Genomic DNA, 15,678 nt, shown 5'->3' with positions numbered 1-15,678 from the left:
GATCATCGCCAACCCCGGACGGCCCGCAGGCCCGCCGGGGTTTTGTTTTTTTGTTTCGCCACCATCTGACACGCCATGCGTACCTACGACAAGTTGATTGCCACGATTCAAACCGGCCAAGGGAACGGGGGCTTGCGCTCGTCCCTTGGTGCGGTAACGGCGTCGTCTGGCGTAGTCACCGAGACCATTGCGTGCCGCATGCGGCATGCCGGCGCCGCCTCGCAAGCGATCCCATAGCCTCCTGGCTGCACATGCAGTCCGGGAGGCCTCGCAGATCGCCTCCCAGGGACCACAAACACCCTGGCAGGCACGCACCCGCCAGGGTGTTTGCATTCAGGCAGCCCATCATGGAAAGCAGAAACGAAAGCAGAAACGAAAGCAGGAAGGAAAGCAGGAAACTCAGGAACATCGGCATCATTGCCCACGTGGACGCGGGCAAGACCACCACGTCGGAACGCATCCTGTTCTACACCGGTGCCAGCCACCGGCTGGGCGAGGTGCATGACGGCGCCGCCACCATGGATTTCGATCCACAGGAGCAGGCGCGCGGCATCACCATCAACAGCGCGGCCACCACCGTGTACTGGCGCGGGCACCAGATCAACCTGATCGATACCCCGGGTCACATCGATTTCAACATCGAGGTGAACCGCTCGCTGCGCGTGCTCGACGGCGCCGTGGTGGTGTTCGACGGCGTGGCCGGCGTGGAGCCGCAGACGGAGACCAACTGGCGCCTGGCGGACCATTACCACGTGCCGCGCCTCGCCTTCATCAACAAGCTGGATCGCACCGGCGCGGATTTCCTGCGCGTGGCCGGCATGATCGAGGAACGCCTCGGCGTGGTGCCGCTCGTGCTGCAGTTGCCGATCGGCCGCGAAGGCGATTTCCACGGCGTGGTCGATCTCGTCACCATGCAGGCCCTGCTATGGCAAGGCGGCACGGGCGGCACGGGCTACGTGACCGATGCGGTGCCGCAGGCGCTGACGGAGCAGGCCGCGGCCTGGCGCCAGTGTTTGCTGGAAACGCTGGCCGAGCAGGACGATGCCTTGCTGGAAGACTACCTGGCGGGCCGCGAGCCGGCCAGTGACGCCTTGCGCGCAGCCATCCGGCGCGCGACCATCCGCGGCGCCGTGGTGCCCGTGCTGGCAGGTTCCGCCTTCAAGAACAAGGGTGTGGAGCCTTTGCTCGATGCGGTGACAGCGTACCTGCCTGCACCTGGCGAAGTGAGCCGTCGTGCAGTGAGCGCGGACGTTGACCAGCCGCTGGTGGCACTCGCCTTCAAGGTCGTGCACGACGCGCACGGCACGCTGACGTTCGTGCGCGTGTATCGCGGACGGCTCGCTGCCGGCGACACCGTGCTCAACGCGGGCAGTGGCAAGCGCGAGCGGGTGGCAAGACTGTACGAGATGCATGCGGACCGCAAGCAGGAGCTGCGGGTTGCCGTGGCCGGCGACATCGTGGCGATAGCGGGCCTCAAGGCCACCATCACCGGCGACACGCTGACGGATCCCGCGCACCCCATGGTGCTGGAATCGATCGACACGCCCGAGCCGGTGATCGACGTGGCCATCGAGCCAAAGAGCCAGTCCGACCAGGCCGGCTTGTCGCGCGGCCTGCAAGTGCTGGTGCAGGAAGATCCGAGCCTGCGCCTGCGCCAGGATCCGGAGAGCGGGCAGACGTTGCTGTCCGGCATGGGCGAGCTGCAGCTGGAGGTCACGCTGGAGAAGCTGCGCACGCGCTTTCATGTGGAGGTCACGGTAGGCCGCCCGCAGGTGGCGTATCGCGAAACGCTGACCCGTGCCGCCGATGCGCGCTACCTGCATCGCAAGCAAAGCGGTGGCCCGGGCCAGTACGCGGAAGTGGTGCTGCGCTTCGAGCCGCTGCCGCGCGGCGAGGGCGTCCGGTTCGAGAGCCGCATCAGCGGTGGCGCGGTGCCGCGCGAGTTCGTGCCGGCGGTGGAGGCCGGCATCCGGCGCGCGGCCGCGCAGGGCATGCTCGCGGGCTACCCGGTGGTGGATGTCCAGGCCATCTTGCTGGACGGCAGTTTTCACGAGCGCGACTCCTCGGCCCTGGCCTTCGAGACCGCGGCCGCGTCCGCCTTCCGTGAAGCCGCGCGGCAGGCTGCGCCCGTAGTGCTGGAGCCGGTGATGAGCGTGGAGGTGGTGACGCCCGCCGACCATGTGGGCGATGTCATCGGCGATATCCACCGGCGCCGTGGCATGGTGCGCGGGCAATCGCAACGCGGTGGCGGCAACACCACGGTGGTGCAGGCGCATGTGCCGCTGGCCAGCCTGTTCGGCTATATCGGCAGCCTGCGCGCGCTGACCTCGGGCCGAGCCAGCTTTGCCATGCAGCTCGATCACTATGCCGCGGCACCAGCCGCGGCGGTGGTGGAGATGGCTGGCTGAGTCTGACGGCAGCCGCAATCGGGCGGGCGCCGCGTGGGCGCCCGCCCCTTGGCCACCGGCGCGGCATCATCCGCCGGGGCGCACAGGCCCGCTCAGACGTCGACGATCACCAGCGTGCCGTGGCTGCCGGGCAGCACGGCGTGTGGGATGCCGGCAAGGGCGAGGTACATCTGCCCGGGCTCGACGACAACCGTGCCGGCTTCGCCTTGCACTTGCAACATGAGCCGTCCGCTCACTACGAGCAGGCCTTCGTTGTAGTCATGCGTCTCGGCTTCATACGCTTGTTCATCCATGCGCAGCACCTTGATGCGGGCGGGGCCGACCTGGCCCAAGACCGTGGACTTCCATGCGCTGGGCAGCGCGGCGGCAAGGTCGTCAAGCTGAATCAGCGGCACTGGTGTGGCTCCGGGTTGGTCTAGACGCGCTTCGGGATATCCAGGCCCTTGGCCACCGCGGGACGCGCCAGGAAGGCCTCGAGCGCGCGCGTGACGTGGGGGAAGTCCTGGATGCCGACCAGCTCGCCGGCCTCGTAGAATCCGATCAGGTTGCGCACCCAGGGGAAGGTCGCAATGTCGGCAATGGTGTAGGTGTCGCCCATGATCCAGGCGCGGTCCGCGAGGCGTCCGTTGAGCACGGCCAGCAAGCGCTTGGCTTCCGCGACATAGCGGTCGCGCGGGCGCTTGTCCTCGTATTCCTTGCCGGCGAACTTGTTGAAGAATCCCAGTTGCCCGAACATCGGCCCGATGCCCCCCATCTGGAACATCAGCCACTGGATGGTCTCGTAGCGGCCGGCGGGATCTTGCGGGATGAACTTGCCGCTCTTGTCGGCGAGGTAGAGCAGGATCGCGCCGGACTCGAACAGGGCCAGCGGCTGGTCGCCGGGGCCGTTCGGGTCCAGGATGGCGGGAATCTTGTTGTTGGGGCTGATCGACAGGAATTCCGGCGTGTACTGGTCATTGGTGTCGAAGCGCACCAGGTGCGGTTCGTAGGGCAGGCCGGTTTCCTCGAGCATGATCGAGACCTTGACACCATTGGGCGTGGGCAGCGAATAGAGCTGGATCCGCTCCGGGCGCAAGGCGGGCCATTTATTGGTAACGAGGAAGGCGGAAAGATTGGTCATGGAAATCCGTAGGAATGGATGGGCTGGGGCAATGGTTGGCCTTGGCGGCCGATGAGGATGGCCGTGCCGGGGTTCGCCGCGGCGCCTGCCCGGGCAAGCGCCGGGTCACTTGGGCTTGTCGTCGCCGTCGGGAGGGGTGACGCCGGCGGCGACCAGGCAATCGCGCAGGTGCTTGATCTCCTGCTTGGCGCAGACATTGCCATGGTGCGGGTGATGAAGGTAGAACTCATACTCGTTGAGCACCACCCTGAAGCGGGCGCCCTGGATCGGCTCGACCTTCGCGCCGAGTTGCTGCAGCAGCGACTCCACCTCGCGCCAGTGGATGTTGTTGCTGAGCGGGTGACTGAAGATCGACTGCAGGAGGCTGCGGGATTTGTGGCTCATGGCGCGGTCAGGCTTCTTCGGCGGCAATAGCCGTAGCATACAAGAGCGGGTGGGTTGGCGCTTGCTGCACCCGCGAGTGGCCTTCCGTGCCTGTCGTACCCCAGTCCTTGCCCAGTGCCAGGTAGGCACGCGGCGTGGTGCCGGTGTAACGGCGGAACAGGGCAATGAAGCTGCTGACGCTGGCGTAGCCCAGGCCGAGCGCCACGGCAGTGACGCTTTCGCCAGCCACCAGCCGCTCCATGGCCGCCAGCATGCGCAACTGCTGGCGCCATTGCGCCAGGCTCCAGCCGGTGTCGGCCTGAAAGTGGCGGGTGAGCGTGCGGCGGGCCATGCCGATGCGCGCCGCCCAACCATCCAGGCCGGTGTTGTCGTCCGGGCTGGCCAGCAAGGCGGTGGCCATGCGCAGCAGGCGCGGCTCCTGGGGCATGGGCAGGAACAGCGTTTGTGCCGGCTGGCGGGTGAAGTCATCGGCGAAGACCGCCAGGTAATGCGCGCGCACCGGCCCGGACGGCGGCTCGGCTTGTGCCAGCGTGTCGAGCAGCGCGGCCAGCAGCGGCGACAGGCGTACCACTTTGAGGGTTTCCGGCATGGCGGCACGGCTCCACGCCTCGTCGAAATACAGGCTCATTCCGGTCATCGCGCCATGGATGCGCGCACCGTGCGATGCATACGGCGGCACCCAGCCGATGCAGCCGGTCGGCATCAGCCAGCGCCCGCCACCGGCCTCGATGCTGACCACGCCGGACTTCACGGTGAACAACTGGCCCTCGGCATGCACATGCGGCACCTGTTCCCGGGCGGCTTCATGCGCGATCGGCCGGATTTCTCGTAGCGACATCGGTTTGGCCCGTTTCGAATATAAGTTGGCATTCTATCGTTAGATGGCAATGCGGCGAGTGCCTAGACTGGCTGCTCCAACCCAGCCAGGAGCGATGCATCGTGAATGCCAACGTCAATGCCGACACCAACACCAACACTCAGTCCCTTGCCGAACGCCTCGGCCAGCCCGTGGCGGCTGTGCTCGATAGCCTGAGCGCCTTGCTTGCCCAGCAAGGCCGGCGGCTGCGCACGCAGCAGCCACGCAGCGCCCCCGCCGATTTCCAGGCCCTGCGGGCGGCGTTCGACCAGCACAGCGGCGCCGTCGGCTCGGCGCTGAAGCGGGCCTTGCTGGAGCGCTGGCCGCGGATTCCGTTCTCCGAGCAGGAACTGGAGAGCGGCGAGCAGCAGGCACCGGAGCATGCCGACGCTTACTGGGTTTGCGACCCCATCGATGGTGCCCTGCACTACCTGAGCGGCATGCCGGGCTGGACCATTGCACTGTGCCTGGTGGTAGAGGGGGTGCCAGCACTGGCGCTGGTGCATGACCCGGCCACCGGGCGGACGTATCGGGCGGTGGCTGGCCAGGGCGCCGATTGCGACGGGGCGCCATTGCGCGCCAATGCGCGTGGGGAGCTGGCCTCAGCACTGATTGCTACGGCGCATCCCGACTGGCCGGGGCAGGTGCGTAACGATACCGCGGCTTTTCTGGATCGCTTTGGCCGTTTGTTGCCGCAGGTGTTCGGGCAGCGCGTATACGGTCCCACGTCGTTGTTGCTGGCGCTGGTTGCCGGTGGCGCGCTAGACGGCTACTGGGAGTGCGGACAGGATTACTACGACTGGCTGCCAGGCGTGTTGCTGGTGACCGAGGCGGGTGGCGTGGTGACCGCGCTGGATGGCAAGCCGTTTACGTGGGGGTGCCAGGGGATCGTTGCCGCCGGGCCGGCCATGCATGGTGGGTTGAATTCGGCACTGGCTGGACAGGGCTGATTCCACTGCCATTGCATCCCGCTCTGGCTACGCAGAAACGGGTACGCTTTGCCGGGCCGGGCCGGGGCGTGTTTGCCCCGTCGCCGTCCCGGTTCCCGATGCCTGCCTAGCCGGAGAAATCGCCGTGCCGGCCGGCACCCCCGATAAAGCGGGCAGCGCCCGGGATGCCCTCCTCGAACACGATCGGCGTGCCGTTGGTGCCTTCGGCCCGCAGTGCGTCGGCCAGCGGCAGGTTCCATTGCCCGTAGGCGGAGGCCCGGTCCGTCAGCATGCAGCGCTGCGGGAAGGCGGCCAGCTCATGCGCCAGTGCCTCGGCCGCGGCGCGGGCCTGGCCTGGCTCGACCACGCGGTTGGCCAGCCCCATGGCGAGCGCTTCCTCGGCGGGCACCGGGCGGCCAGTCAGGATCATGTCGAGCGCACGGCCCATGCCTACGATGCGCGGCAAGCGCACCGTGCCGCCGTCGATCAGCGGTACGCCCCAGCGCCGGCAGAACACGCCGAAGACGGCATCGCGCTCCGCCACGCGCAGGTCCGCCAACAGCGCCAGTTCCAGCCCGCCCGCTACCGCATAGCCGCTGACTGCGGCTACCAGCGGCTTGGACAGCGCCATCCGGCTCGGGCCCATCGGCCCCGCGCCACCGCCTTGCGGATCCAGTTCGTGACGGCGCGCCGGGTCGCTCACCGCCGACAGGTCGGCGCCGCCGCAGAAATGCCCGCCCGCGCCCCACAGCACGGCCACGCGCAGCGCCGGGTCGGATTCGAACCCGGCAAATGCCTCGCGCAGCGCCAGCGCCATCGGGCCGTCCACGGCGTTGCGCTTGTCGGCGCGGTCCAGAATGATGGTGAGGACCGGGCCGGACGTTTCGGTCCTGACATAATGGTTGGGCTGACTGGGCTTACTATCCATGCTCGCATCCTCGGTGCCTGCGCCTGGCAAGGGTGAATTGTACGAATCGGGTACTTTCTAGGTGTTTTTCCACATGCATAAATATTTCATCGAATGATATATTTATGCCAATAAAAGAAATATTTCTGGTTTACCCTTCGCGGCATCCTTTGCCGCCCACGTTGCTCCCGCTTTCGACCCATGCATGAAATAGAGATCCGCGAGCCCTCGGCGACTGACCTGGTCCTGGACCTGCTCTACGGCCATCCGGAGCGTACCCTGCCGGTGCAGGCGCTGGCGCGCGGCGCCGAGGTGATGGGCATCGGCACGCCCAGCGTGCGGGTGGCGCTGACGCGCCTGCAGCGCCAGGGCCGCATCGTCAAGACGGAGCGTGGCTGCTACGCGGTGCTGCCGGAAGGCAACCCGGTCTACGACGAAGTCGAGCACTGGTTCGAAAAAGAGAGCCGGCTGGGGCACTGGGCCGGCGACTGGCTGGTGGTGCAGGACGCCGCCGTGGCACGCAGCGAGAAGACCGCCTGGCGCCACCATGCGCGCGCGCTGTCGTTGTCCGGCTTTCGGGTGCTGGCCGCCGGCATCAACGTGCGCCCGGACAATCTCGCGGGCGGCGCCCCGGCCATGCGCGCCGTGCTGTCCCGGCTCGGGATGGCCAGCGCCAGCCTGCTCTTTGTGGGCCGCGAGTTCGATGCCGATGCCGCCGCGCACATGGCCCAGTTGTGGGATGTGCCGGCGCTGCAATCCGCGTACCGCCGCGCGCTGGCGCAACTGGAGCGCAGCCAGGCCAAGCTGGCGCGCATGGCGCCGGATGCCGGCGCGCGCGAAGCCATGCTGGTGGGCCGCGCCATCATCCGCGCCATCGTGCGCGATCCGTTGCTGCCCGAGGCCATTATGGACCCGGCGCCCCGCCGCGCCCTGATCGAGGCCACGCGCGCCTACCAGCTCCAGGCTCGCGGCCTGTGGGTGGAGCTGCTGCTCGGCTAGCGCGCGCAGGCGGCATACCTCCGGGGCCGCGCCGAGCGCTCCACGCCTCGCCAAGCGGCAGCGACTCAACTAAACTGGCCGGAACTTATGCGGCGCACCGCGTCACTCAGTAAAGTGACGCGCGCTGGTGTTCCTGGAACCCCGCAGGCCCCGCCGGGCTCTTGCGCCGCACTCACGTTGGCCAAGACAAGGAGTACAGGGTGAGCATGCCCGATTTCGACATGGTGCTGTTCGGCGGCACCGGGGACCTGGCGCGGCGCAAGCTGCTGCCGGCGCTGTTCGATGCACACCGCGCGGGTTTGCTTCATCCCAACGCCCGCATTCTTGCCACCGGCAGCCATCCCCTTTCCACCGAGGACTACGTCGGTTCGCTGGAGCAGAGCGTGCGCCCGGGTCTTGAGCATGCACCGCCCGAAGCCTGGGCCACCTTCCTTGCGCGCATCAGCTATGTGCAGGCCGACGCCCGCGTGCCCGAGCACTTCGACGCGCTGGCGGCCAAGGTGCTGCAGCGCTCGCCCGAGGTGGTGGTGTGCTATCTCGCCACCGGGCCGCATATCTTTGTCCCCATCTGCGAGCAGCTCGCGCGCACCGGGCTTAATCATCCCAATGTCCGCATCGTCCTGGAGAAGCCGCTCGGGCATGACCTGCATTCGTCCGACGCGATCAACTCGGCCGTGGCGCAGTACTTCGCCGAAGACCAGATCTACCGGATCGACCACTACCTGGGCAAGGAGTCGGTGCAGAACCTGATGGCGATCCGCTTCGGCAACGCGCTGTTCGAGCCGCTGTGGCGCCGCGAATGGGTGCAGGACGTGCAGATCACCATCGCCGAGGAGCTTGGCGTGGAAACGCGCGGCGAGTTCTACGACAACACCGGCGCGCTGCGCGACATGGTGCAGAACCACCTGCTGCAACTGCTGTGCATGGTGGCGATGGAGCCGCCCACCAGCCTGTCCGAGGATGCGATCCGCGACGAAAAGATCAAGATTCTCAAGGCGCTCAAGCCCATCACGCCGCAGGACGTGGCCGAGAAAACCGTGCGCGGGCAGTACCGGGCAGGCGCCGTGGGCGGCAAGCCGGTGGTGGGCTACCTCGACGAGAAGGGCATCGCGCCCGACAGCCATACCGAGACCTTTGTCGCCATCAAGGCCGAGATCGCCAACTGGCGCTGGTCTGGTGTGCCGTTCTACCTGCGCACCGGCAAGCGCATGCAGTCGCGCGTGGCGGAGATCGTCATCCACTTCCGCGATGTGCCGCATGCCATCTTCCCGCGCCCGCTGACCTTGTCGCCGCAGAACCGGCTGGTGATCCGGCTGCAACCGGAGGAAAGCATCCGCCTGTATTTCCTGGTCAAGCAGCCCGGTGATACGGTGGCGCTCACGGGCACCTCGCTCGACCTGGACTTCGCCAACTCCTTCAAGGTGCGCCGCGCGGGCGCCTACGAGCGCTTGCTGCTCGATGTCATTCGCGGCCGCCTGGGGCTGTTCGTGCGGCGCGACGAGCAGGCGCAGGCGTGGCGCTGGGTCGAGCCCATCATCGATACCTGGGCGGGCAGCACCGTGCCGCCCAAGGCGTATACCGCCGGCACATGGGGTCCGGCCTCTTCGTCCGCGCTGATGTCGCGCGACGGCTCGCTCTGGCACGAAGAGGTATGAGCCGCGCCTGCTGATCATTGATAGACCCTCATTCGAACAGGAGACACTGCCCATGCGACGCTACGAACATACCTCAGAGGCGGACCTGGCCGAAGCGATGGCGATCTCGGTAGCCCACGCGCTGGAGATCGCCATCGGCGTGAACGGCTGGGCGGTGCTGGCGGTGTCCGGCGGCCGCTCGCCGGTGGCGATGTTCGAGCGCCTGCGCCATCGCACCATCCGCTGGGACGCGGTCACCATCACGCTGGTCGACGAGCGCGTGGTGCCGCCCGACCATGACGACAGCAACGGCGCGCTGGTGCGCCGCCACCTGCTGCGCGAGGCGGCTGGCAAGGCGGCCTTCGTGCCGCTGGTGGCCGACGCCGCCGAAGTGGCCGACCCCGCCAGCGCGGTGGCCCGGCTGAACGCGGCCTGGCGCCAGCCCGACGTGATCGTGCTGGGCATGGGCGAGGATGGCCACACCGCTTCGCTGTTTCCCGAGGCGCCCGAGTTGGAGCAGGCCCTTGCCGAGCCGCAGCCGGGCTATATGGTCACGCATCCGCGCGAGGCGCCGCACGCGCGCATCACGCTGAACCTGGCGGCGCTGCTGGCTGCCGAGCGCGTCTTCCTGTCGTTCGCGGGGCCCGTCAAGACGGCCGTGTTCGCGCGCGCCTGCAAGGGACCCACCCCGGCGCTGCCCATCAGCCTGGTGCTGAGCCGGCACCGGCATGGCACCGACGTCTTCTCGGCCTGACGCCATGCAGAATTTTCCACGCCTGCTGGGCGATGTCGGCGGTACCAATGTGCGCTTTGCGCTGGAGACCGCGCCGCAGCGCATCGGCCCGGTGACCGCGCTTAAAGTGGCCGATTTCCCCTCGCTCGAGGCTGCCATGCAGCATTACCTCGGCGGCTTGCCGGCCGGTAGCGCCAGGCCGCGCCACGCGGCCGTTGGCCTCGCCAACCCGGTGACCGGCGATCGCGTCAAGCTGACCAATCACGCCTGGGCGTTTTCCATCTCGCAGATGCAGCGCTCGCTGGGCCTGGACCTGCTGCTGGCCATCAACGATTTCACCGCGTTGGCGCTGGGTTTGCCACACCTTGGCGCGCAGGACCTGACGCTGATGCGCCAGGGCGTGGCCGTGGCCGGCGCGCCGCTCGCGCTGGTGGGGCCGGGCACCGGGCTGGGCGTGTCCGGGCTGGTGCCCGCGCGCTCCGGGCCGGCCGTGGCGCTGGCCGGCGAGGGCGGCCATATCGAGCTGATGCCGGAGACCGAAGACGAATGGACTGCGTGGCGCGCGGCCCGCCAGGCCTTCGGCCGTGTCTCCGCCGAGCGTCTTTTGTCGGGCATGGGGCTGTCACTGACCCATGCCGCGTTGCACGCAGAAACGGGTACGCCCCTGGCGCGCCAGCTCGAGCCGGCAGAGGTAACCGAAGGCGCGATCCACCGGCACGACCCGCTCTGCGAGCGCGCGCTTGCCGTATTTTGCGGCTTGCTGGGTTCCGTGGCGGCTGATATTGCGCTGGTACTGGGTGCGCGTGGCGGTGTTTACCTGGGTGGCGGCATCGTGCCGCGCTTCGTGCCCGCGCTGCGCAACTCCGCGTTCAACGCGCGTTTTACCGCCAAGGGGCGGCTGAGCGCGTACCTGGAAAGCCTGCCGGTTTACGTGATCAACGCGCAGTACCCAGCGTTGCCCGGACTGGCGCAGGCGCTGGAGGAAGCGATCACGCACGGCGTCGACGGCGATAGCGACGGCGCCAGCCAAGCTAACCCGGCCAATCAACCTAACCCTGCCTGATCCGGACCTGACCATGCGAGTGTTGCTGGTGGAAGACGACGCCATGATCGGCGATAGCGTGAAGCTGGCACTGCGCCAGGAAGGCTTCGCGGTGGACTGGGTGCAGGACGGCGAGGCCGGCCTGGCCGCGGCCACCCAGTCGGGCGGCCCCGATGGCGAGGCCTGCTATGCGCTGATCCTGCTCGACCTGGGCCTGCCGCGCCGCTCCGGGCTGGAGGTGCTCGCCGCGCTGCGCGCGCGTGGCGTGAGTACGCCGGTGCTGATCCTGACCGCGCGCGATGCCGTGGCCGATCGCGTGGCGGGGCTGAACGCCGGCGCCGACGACTACCTCGTCAAGCCCTTCGACCTGCAGGAACTGGCCGCGCGCATGCACGCGCTGGTGCGCCGCGCCGAAGGCCGGGCGGAGCCGCTGCTGCGCTATGGCGGCATCGTGATCAATCCCGTGACCCGCGAGGCCACCCTTGACGGTGAGGCGGTGCGCTTGTCGGCGCGCGAGTTCGGCTTGCTCTCGGCGCTGCTGGCACGGCCCGGCAAGGTGTGGTCGGTGGCACAGCTGGAGGAGCGCCTGTACGGCTGGGGCGATGAAGTCGGCAGCAACACGGTGGAGGTCTACATCCACGCACTGCGCAAGAAATTCGGCGCGGGGCTGATCCGCAATATCCGCGGCGTGGGCTATGTGGTGCCCAAGCTCGAAGCCGGAGGCGCGGGCTGATGCGTTCCATCCAGAGAACCCTGCTGTGGTGGCTTGCCCTGGGCTTGCTGGCCGGCATCGCCATTGCCACTGCGCTGATCTACGGGCAGGCCCGGCAGGAAGCCAACGCACTGTTCGATTACCAGATGAAGCAGGTGGCCGCCGCGCTGCCCAGCCAGTTTGCCGATCCGGTGATGCCGCCGTTCGTTGCGCAGCAGTCGCCTGGCGCGCCGGGCTCGCCTAGCGACAGCCTGTTCCATGCCGATGAAGACGTCGTGATCCATATCTGGGATGGCTCCGGCCGCAGCCTGTATCTGTCGCACGCGCATCCGGCGTTGCCGCCGCGCGCCGAGCTGGGATTTTCCAACGTCAAGACCGCGCAGGGCGAATGGCGGATCTACAGCGTGCAGCTCGGGCTCGGCGTGGTGCAGATTGCCCAGCCGATGTCGGCGCGCAGCGAGGTAGCCGCGCGCATGGCGCTGCGCACCGTGGCGCCCCTGCTGTTGCTGCTGCCGCTGATCGGCTGGCTGGTGTGGGTGGCCGTGGGACGTGGCCTGCGGCCCTTGCGCGAGATCGCCGCCGGGGTGCGCCAGCGTGACGCCAACGCCCTGGCCCCGCTGGCGGTCAGCAGTATGCCGGACGAGATCGCGCCGTTGACCGAGGCGCTCAACCAGCTGCTGGCGCGGCTGTCCCACGCCATCGATACCCAGCGCGCCTTCGTGGCTGACGCCGCGCACGCGCTGCGCACGCCGCTGGCCGCGCTGCAGTTGCAGGCCCAGCTGGTGGAGCGCGCCGATACGGCCGAGGAGCGGCAGGAGGCCGTGGGCAAGCTGCGCCAGGGGCTGGAGCGGCTCACGCACATGGTGGCCCAGTTGCTCACGCTGGCGCGCCAGGAGCCCGGCGCGGCAGCGCCCCCGCATGAGCCGGTGGACCTGCGCGCGCTGGCGCAAAGCGTGGTGGCGGAGATGACCCAGGCCGCGCTCGACCGCCATATCGACCTGGGGCTCGACGCTGCCGCCGGCCCAGTCATGGTGCGCGGCGACGTCGATGCGCTGCGCATCCTGCTGACCAATCTGGTCGACAATGCGCTGCGCTATGTGCCGGCCGGCGGCAGGGTCGATGTGCTGGTTCGCCGGGGATGGGCCATGCCGGGGGCAGGAGAATCGGGTACGCAGAGCGCGGAACTGCTCGTGCAGGACGATGGCCCGGGAATTCCCCTCGCCGAGCGCGCACGCGTGTTCGACCGCTTCTACCGGGTGCCGGAAGCGCCCACTGGGGGCAGCGGGCTGGGCCTGGCCATCGTGGCGGAGATCGCGCAATCGCACGGCGCGCGGGTCTCGCTGGAAGACGCCGCACCCGGGCTGCGCGTGCGGGTGGTGTTTCCCGTCGCGTGAGCGCGCGGCGGGGCCTTTCGTCAGCCTACCGGTGTGAGTACAGGCTTGCCGGAAAAATGCAGCCGGCTGTTTTCCTGGAACTGCCGCACTGAAGCGTCGATGGCTTCCGGCGACCTGCCTGCCACGTGCGGGGTCAGGACCACATTGGGGCAGTCGAACAGCGCGGCGGGCGGCTCGGGCTCGGTCTCGTAGACGTCAAGTCCGGCGCCGCCGAGCTTGCCGGCGCGCAGCGCATCCGCCAGCGCCGCGGTGTCGAGCACGCTGCCGCGCGCGATATTGACCACGAAGCCGCCCGGGCCCAGCTGGGCCAGCACCTTGGCGTCGACCAGGTGGCGGGTGCCCGCGCCGCCGGGCGTGGCGATGATCAGGTAGTCGGCCCATTCGGCCAGCGCGCCGAGGCTGTCGAAATAGCGATACGGCGCGTCCTCGCGCGGGGCCCGGTTGTGATACCCCACCTCCAGGTCAAAGCCCAGGCCGCGCTGGGCAATGCGCCGGCCGATGGTGCCGAGGCCGAGAATCCCCATGCGCTTGCCCGACACATTGGGCTGCAGCGGCAGCGCGGTGCGCCACTTGCCGGCGCGCGTGGCCTGGTCCAGCACCGGGATGGCGCGCACGGTGGCTAGCAGCAGCGCCATGGCGTGGTCCGCCACGCAGCTGTCGTTGGTGCCAGCGCCGTTGGCCACGACGATGCCGCGCGCGCGGGCGTGGGCCACGGCAATGTTCTCGTACCCCGCGCCCAGCGCGCACACCAGCTCCAGCGCGGGCATGGCATCGATCTCCGCGGCGGTGAGGCCGACCGTGCCGATCGTCAGCACCGCGCGCACGCGGGCGCCGGCCTCCCGGACCTGCGCGGCGCGGGCCGCGCTGTCGGGCGCGTAGAGCACCTCGTATTGTTCGGCAATCCAGGACAGATGCTGGGCGCTGACGTGGCTGAGGACGAGCAGGAGCGGCTTCATGATGGGCAGGAGGTTGTTTCGGGGCCGTTGGCGACCGCTGGGAGGAGGGTGAGCGGTCCCGGGACGGGGCCTAAGCTGCACCGCAGCATTGTAGCGGCGGCGCGCCGGGCTTGCTGGCGTGCTCCGGCGCGCCCTCGATTATCAAATACCTGCCAAGAGTGCTTCCAATCCTGGGTGGATGATCCGCCGGCGCGCCGTGACCATAATGGCTGGCAAGCATGCGGCCTTCCTTCCTGCCGCATGGATTGGCCATTGAAGGAAATTCAAGGAGTCTTGCCATGTTTCCCGATTTCAAGAACGCCAGGGTGCTGGTGGTTGGCGGCAGTTCCGGCATCGGCCTGGCCACCGCGGCTGCCTTTGCCGAGCGCGGCGCCAGCGTCACGATTGCCTCGCGCTCGCAGGAAAAAATCGATGCCGCTGTACGCACGCTGGCCAGCGCCGGCACGGTCAGCGGCGCCACGATCGATATCACCGACGACGCCAGCGTGGCGCAGTTCATGGACGGCGCCACCCCGTGGGACCACGTTGTGGTCTCCGCCGCGCAGACGCCCACCGGCCCGGTGCGCCAGTTGCCGTTGGCCGATGCCTACGCCGCGATGAACAGCAAGTTCTGGGGCGCCTATCGCGTGGCGCGCCTGGTGCCGATCAGCGCGCATGGCTCGCTGACGCTGGTTTCGGGCTTCCTGGGCGTGCGGCCGAGCAAGGCATCCGTGCTGCAGGGCGCCATCAATGCCGCGCTGGACGCGCTCAGCCGCGGTCTGGCGCTGGAACTGTCGCCGGTGCGCGTCAATACCGTCTCCCCGGGCCTGATCGCCACGCCGCTGTGGGACAAGCTGGACGGCGCCGCGCGCAAAGCCATGTTCGAAAACGTGGCCGCGCGGCTCCCGGCTCAGCGCATTGGCCAGCCCGAAGACGTGGCGCAAGCCATCCTTTACCTGGCCGGGACGGGCTTTGCCACGGGTTCGACGGTGCTGCTCGATGGCGGTGGCGCGATCGGCTGACGCACCGGATTGCTACGCAGAAACGGGTACGCTTTGCCGCGTGGACAGTTGGTTCCGCCCGCGCGGCGGGCGCTCTGGCCGCTCCTCAGGCCTTGAACTGGAGCGGGAATGCCGCTCTAATGCAGCGGATGCGACTTATCGACTCCATGAAAATGAAGCCTGCCTTCCTGTCCGCCCTGCTGCTAGCCACTGCGCTGGCGGTCCCCATGGCCCCCGCCGCAGCGGCGCCACCGCCCGCTGCCACGCAGGCCGAGGTCACCCATCTCTTTGCCTACCTGGCCGGCTCGAATTGCCAGTTCAACCGCAATGGCAGCTGGTATTCGGCGCCAGATGCGGCTGCCCACCTCAAGAAGAAGTACGACTACCTGGCCGACAAGGGCGCCATCAGCACCAGCGAGAGCTTTATCGAACTGGGCGCGAGCAAGAGTAGCGTCAGCGGCAAGCCTTACCTGGTCAAGTGCGGCCAGGCCCAGCCGGTGGAGAGCGCACCGTGGCTAGGCGCTGAACTGGTGCGCTATCGGCAGAAGGCAGCAGGCAAATAGGCGCGAGCCCCTTTCTTGCCGTTGCAGGTGGGTTTTAAGGTGCGCAGAAACGGGTACGCTT

16 protein-coding genes are annotated in these 15,678 nt (G+C 68.4%); 10 read left to right on the top strand and 6 right to left on the bottom strand.

The genetic code is table 11. From position 1 onward, the window contains the following. The first annotated feature begins 347 nt into the window (after positions 1-347). Positions 348-2,408 carry an elongation factor G gene (fusA, locus tag AC1DQR_RS13405; protein ID WP_477133136.1) on the top strand — a complete coding sequence of 687 codons (2,061 nt, stop codon included), beginning with the start codon at positions 348-350 and terminating at the stop codon, positions 2,406-2,408. A gap of 92 nt (positions 2,409-2,500) precedes the next feature. Here fusA and AC1DQR_RS13400 read toward each other — a convergent pair whose 3' ends face one another. The 4 genes from AC1DQR_RS13400 to AC1DQR_RS13385 all read right to left on the bottom strand — a co-directional run bounded on the left by AC1DQR_RS13400 (position 2,501) and on the right by AC1DQR_RS13385 (position 4,750). After that, on the bottom strand, positions 2,501-2,803 hold the full coding sequence (locus tag AC1DQR_RS13400) for a cupin domain-containing protein (RefSeq protein ID WP_253928598.1): 303 nt from the start codon (positions 2,801-2,803) through the stop codon (positions 2,501-2,503). Between the two features lie 20 nt (positions 2,804-2,823). Next, entirely contained in the window at positions 2,824-3,528 is a 705-nt protein-coding gene (locus AC1DQR_RS13395) for a glutathione S-transferase N-terminal domain-containing protein (RefSeq protein ID WP_150989243.1), read from the bottom strand. A gap of 105 nt (positions 3,529-3,633) precedes the next feature. Next, positions 3,634-3,912, bottom strand: a complete 279-nt coding sequence (locus tag AC1DQR_RS13390) for a type II toxin-antitoxin system HicA family toxin (protein ID WP_150989246.1) — start codon at positions 3,910-3,912, stop codon at positions 3,634-3,636. Between the two features lie 7 nt (positions 3,913-3,919). After that, positions 3,920-4,750 (bottom strand): helix-turn-helix domain-containing protein, encoded by an 831-nt coding sequence (locus AC1DQR_RS13385; RefSeq protein WP_416051330.1) that lies wholly within the window; start codon positions 4,748-4,750, stop codon positions 3,920-3,922. 101 nt (positions 4,751-4,851) lie between these two features. Here AC1DQR_RS13385 and AC1DQR_RS13380 point away from each other — a divergent pair, with 101 nt between their 5' ends. Then, positions 4,852-5,718, top strand: coding sequence for an inositol monophosphatase family protein (locus tag AC1DQR_RS13380; RefSeq protein ID WP_416051331.1), 867 nt, complete (start codon positions 4,852-4,854; stop codon positions 5,716-5,718). 106 nt (positions 5,719-5,824) lie between these two features. On the opposite strand, the gene AC1DQR_RS13375 is transcribed toward AC1DQR_RS13380, so the two are convergent. Beyond that, entirely contained in the window at positions 5,825-6,625 is an 801-nt protein-coding gene (locus AC1DQR_RS13375) for a crotonase/enoyl-CoA hydratase family protein (RefSeq protein ID WP_416051332.1), read from the bottom strand. Between the two features lie 180 nt (positions 6,626-6,805). Here AC1DQR_RS13375 and AC1DQR_RS13370 point away from each other — a divergent pair, with 180 nt between their 5' ends. The 6 genes from AC1DQR_RS13370 to AC1DQR_RS13345 all read left to right on the top strand — a co-directional run bounded on the left by AC1DQR_RS13370 (position 6,806) and on the right by AC1DQR_RS13345 (position 13,118). Continuing rightward, positions 6,806-7,603, top strand: a complete 798-nt coding sequence (locus AC1DQR_RS13370) for a PaaX family transcriptional regulator (RefSeq protein ID WP_416051333.1) — start codon at positions 6,806-6,808, stop codon at positions 7,601-7,603. Positions 7,604-7,809: 206 nt separating this feature from the next. Beyond that, a complete protein-coding gene (gene zwf / locus AC1DQR_RS13365) occupies positions 7,810-9,258 on the top strand; it encodes a glucose-6-phosphate dehydrogenase (RefSeq protein WP_416053342.1) in 1,449 nt (482 codons plus the stop codon). A 52-nt stretch (positions 9,259-9,310) separates the two neighbouring features. Next, on the top strand, positions 9,311-9,991 hold the full coding sequence (gene pgl, locus AC1DQR_RS13360; RefSeq protein WP_253928605.1) for a 6-phosphogluconolactonase: 681 nt from the start codon (positions 9,311-9,313) through the stop codon (positions 9,989-9,991). Then, positions 9,966-11,033 (top strand): glucokinase, encoded by a 1,068-nt coding sequence (gene glk, locus AC1DQR_RS13355; RefSeq protein ID WP_416051334.1) that lies wholly within the window; start codon positions 9,966-9,968, stop codon positions 11,031-11,033. The genes pgl and glk overlap by 26 nt, the downstream gene beginning before the upstream one ends. A gap of 13 nt (positions 11,034-11,046) precedes the next feature. Further along, positions 11,047-11,745: a response regulator transcription factor gene (locus tag AC1DQR_RS13350; protein WP_416051335.1), complete on the top strand. Its 699-nt coding sequence runs from the start codon at positions 11,047-11,049 to the stop codon at positions 11,743-11,745. Continuing rightward, the gene (locus AC1DQR_RS13345; RefSeq protein ID WP_416051336.1) at positions 11,745-13,118 is read left to right on the top strand and encodes an ATP-binding protein; all 1,374 of its coding nucleotides are present in this window, start codon (positions 11,745-11,747) and stop codon (positions 13,116-13,118) included. Before AC1DQR_RS13350 ends, AC1DQR_RS13345 begins: the two co-directional genes overlap by 1 nt. Positions 13,119-13,138: 20 nt before the next feature. On the opposite strand, the gene AC1DQR_RS13340 is transcribed toward AC1DQR_RS13345, so the two are convergent. Further along, positions 13,139-14,074: a 2-hydroxyacid dehydrogenase gene (locus AC1DQR_RS13340; RefSeq protein WP_477133135.1), complete on the bottom strand. Its 936-nt coding sequence runs from the start codon at positions 14,072-14,074 to the stop codon at positions 13,139-13,141. A gap of 278 nt (positions 14,075-14,352) precedes the next feature. Between AC1DQR_RS13340 and AC1DQR_RS13335 the strand changes: the two genes are divergently transcribed. Further along, the gene (locus AC1DQR_RS13335; protein ID WP_416051338.1) at positions 14,353-15,075 is read left to right on the top strand and encodes an SDR family oxidoreductase; all 723 of its coding nucleotides are present in this window, start codon (positions 14,353-14,355) and stop codon (positions 15,073-15,075) included. Between the two features lie 146 nt (positions 15,076-15,221). Next, the gene (locus AC1DQR_RS13330; RefSeq protein WP_416051339.1) at positions 15,222-15,617 is read left to right on the top strand and encodes a YfeK family protein; all 396 of its coding nucleotides are present in this window, start codon (positions 15,222-15,224) and stop codon (positions 15,615-15,617) included. Positions 15,618-15,678: the final 61 nt, after the last annotated feature.

Source organism: Cupriavidus sp. 05L411, from assembly GCF_056398045.1.
This window is presented reverse-complemented; position numbering and strand designations above follow the sequence as displayed.

What these genes read in the sequence shown, in the direction of transcription:
- fusA (WP_477133136.1), top strand. Translation starts at nt 348, where the DNA reads ATGGAAAGCAGAAACGAAAGCAGAAACGAAAGCAGGAAGGAAAGCAGG.
- AC1DQR_RS13395 (WP_150989243.1), bottom strand. Translation starts at nt 3,528, where the DNA reads ATGACCAATCTTTCCGCCTTCCTCGTTACCAATAAATGGCCCGCCTTG.
- AC1DQR_RS13390 (WP_150989246.1), bottom strand. Translation starts at nt 3,912, where the DNA reads ATGAGCCACAAATCCCGCAGCCTCCTGCAGTCGATCTTCAGTCACCCG.
- AC1DQR_RS13385 (WP_416051330.1), bottom strand. Translation starts at nt 4,750, where the DNA reads ATGTCGCTACGAGAAATCCGGCCGATCGCGCATGAAGCCGCCCGGGAA.
- AC1DQR_RS13375 (WP_416051332.1), bottom strand. Translation starts at nt 6,625, where the DNA reads ATGGATAGTAAGCCCAGTCAGCCCAACCATTATGTCAGGACCGAAACG.
- AC1DQR_RS13370 (WP_416051333.1), top strand. Translation starts at nt 6,806, where the DNA reads ATGCATGAAATAGAGATCCGCGAGCCCTCGGCGACTGACCTGGTCCTG.
- zwf (WP_416053342.1), top strand. Translation starts at nt 7,810, where the DNA reads ATGCCCGATTTCGACATGGTGCTGTTCGGCGGCACCGGGGACCTGGCG.
- pgl (WP_253928605.1), top strand. Translation starts at nt 9,311, where the DNA reads ATGCGACGCTACGAACATACCTCAGAGGCGGACCTGGCCGAAGCGATG.
- glk (WP_416051334.1), top strand. Translation starts at nt 9,966, where the DNA reads ATGGCACCGACGTCTTCTCGGCCTGACGCCATGCAGAATTTTCCACGC.
- AC1DQR_RS13350 (WP_416051335.1), top strand. Translation starts at nt 11,047, where the DNA reads ATGCGAGTGTTGCTGGTGGAAGACGACGCCATGATCGGCGATAGCGTG.
- AC1DQR_RS13345 (WP_416051336.1), top strand. Translation starts at nt 11,745, where the DNA reads ATGCGTTCCATCCAGAGAACCCTGCTGTGGTGGCTTGCCCTGGGCTTG.
- AC1DQR_RS13340 (WP_477133135.1), bottom strand. Translation starts at nt 14,074, where the DNA reads ATGAAGCCGCTCCTGCTCGTCCTCAGCCACGTCAGCGCCCAGCATCTG.
- AC1DQR_RS13335 (WP_416051338.1), top strand. Translation starts at nt 14,353, where the DNA reads ATGTTTCCCGATTTCAAGAACGCCAGGGTGCTGGTGGTTGGCGGCAGT.
- AC1DQR_RS13330 (WP_416051339.1), top strand. Translation starts at nt 15,222, where the DNA reads ATGAAAATGAAGCCTGCCTTCCTGTCCGCCCTGCTGCTAGCCACTGCG.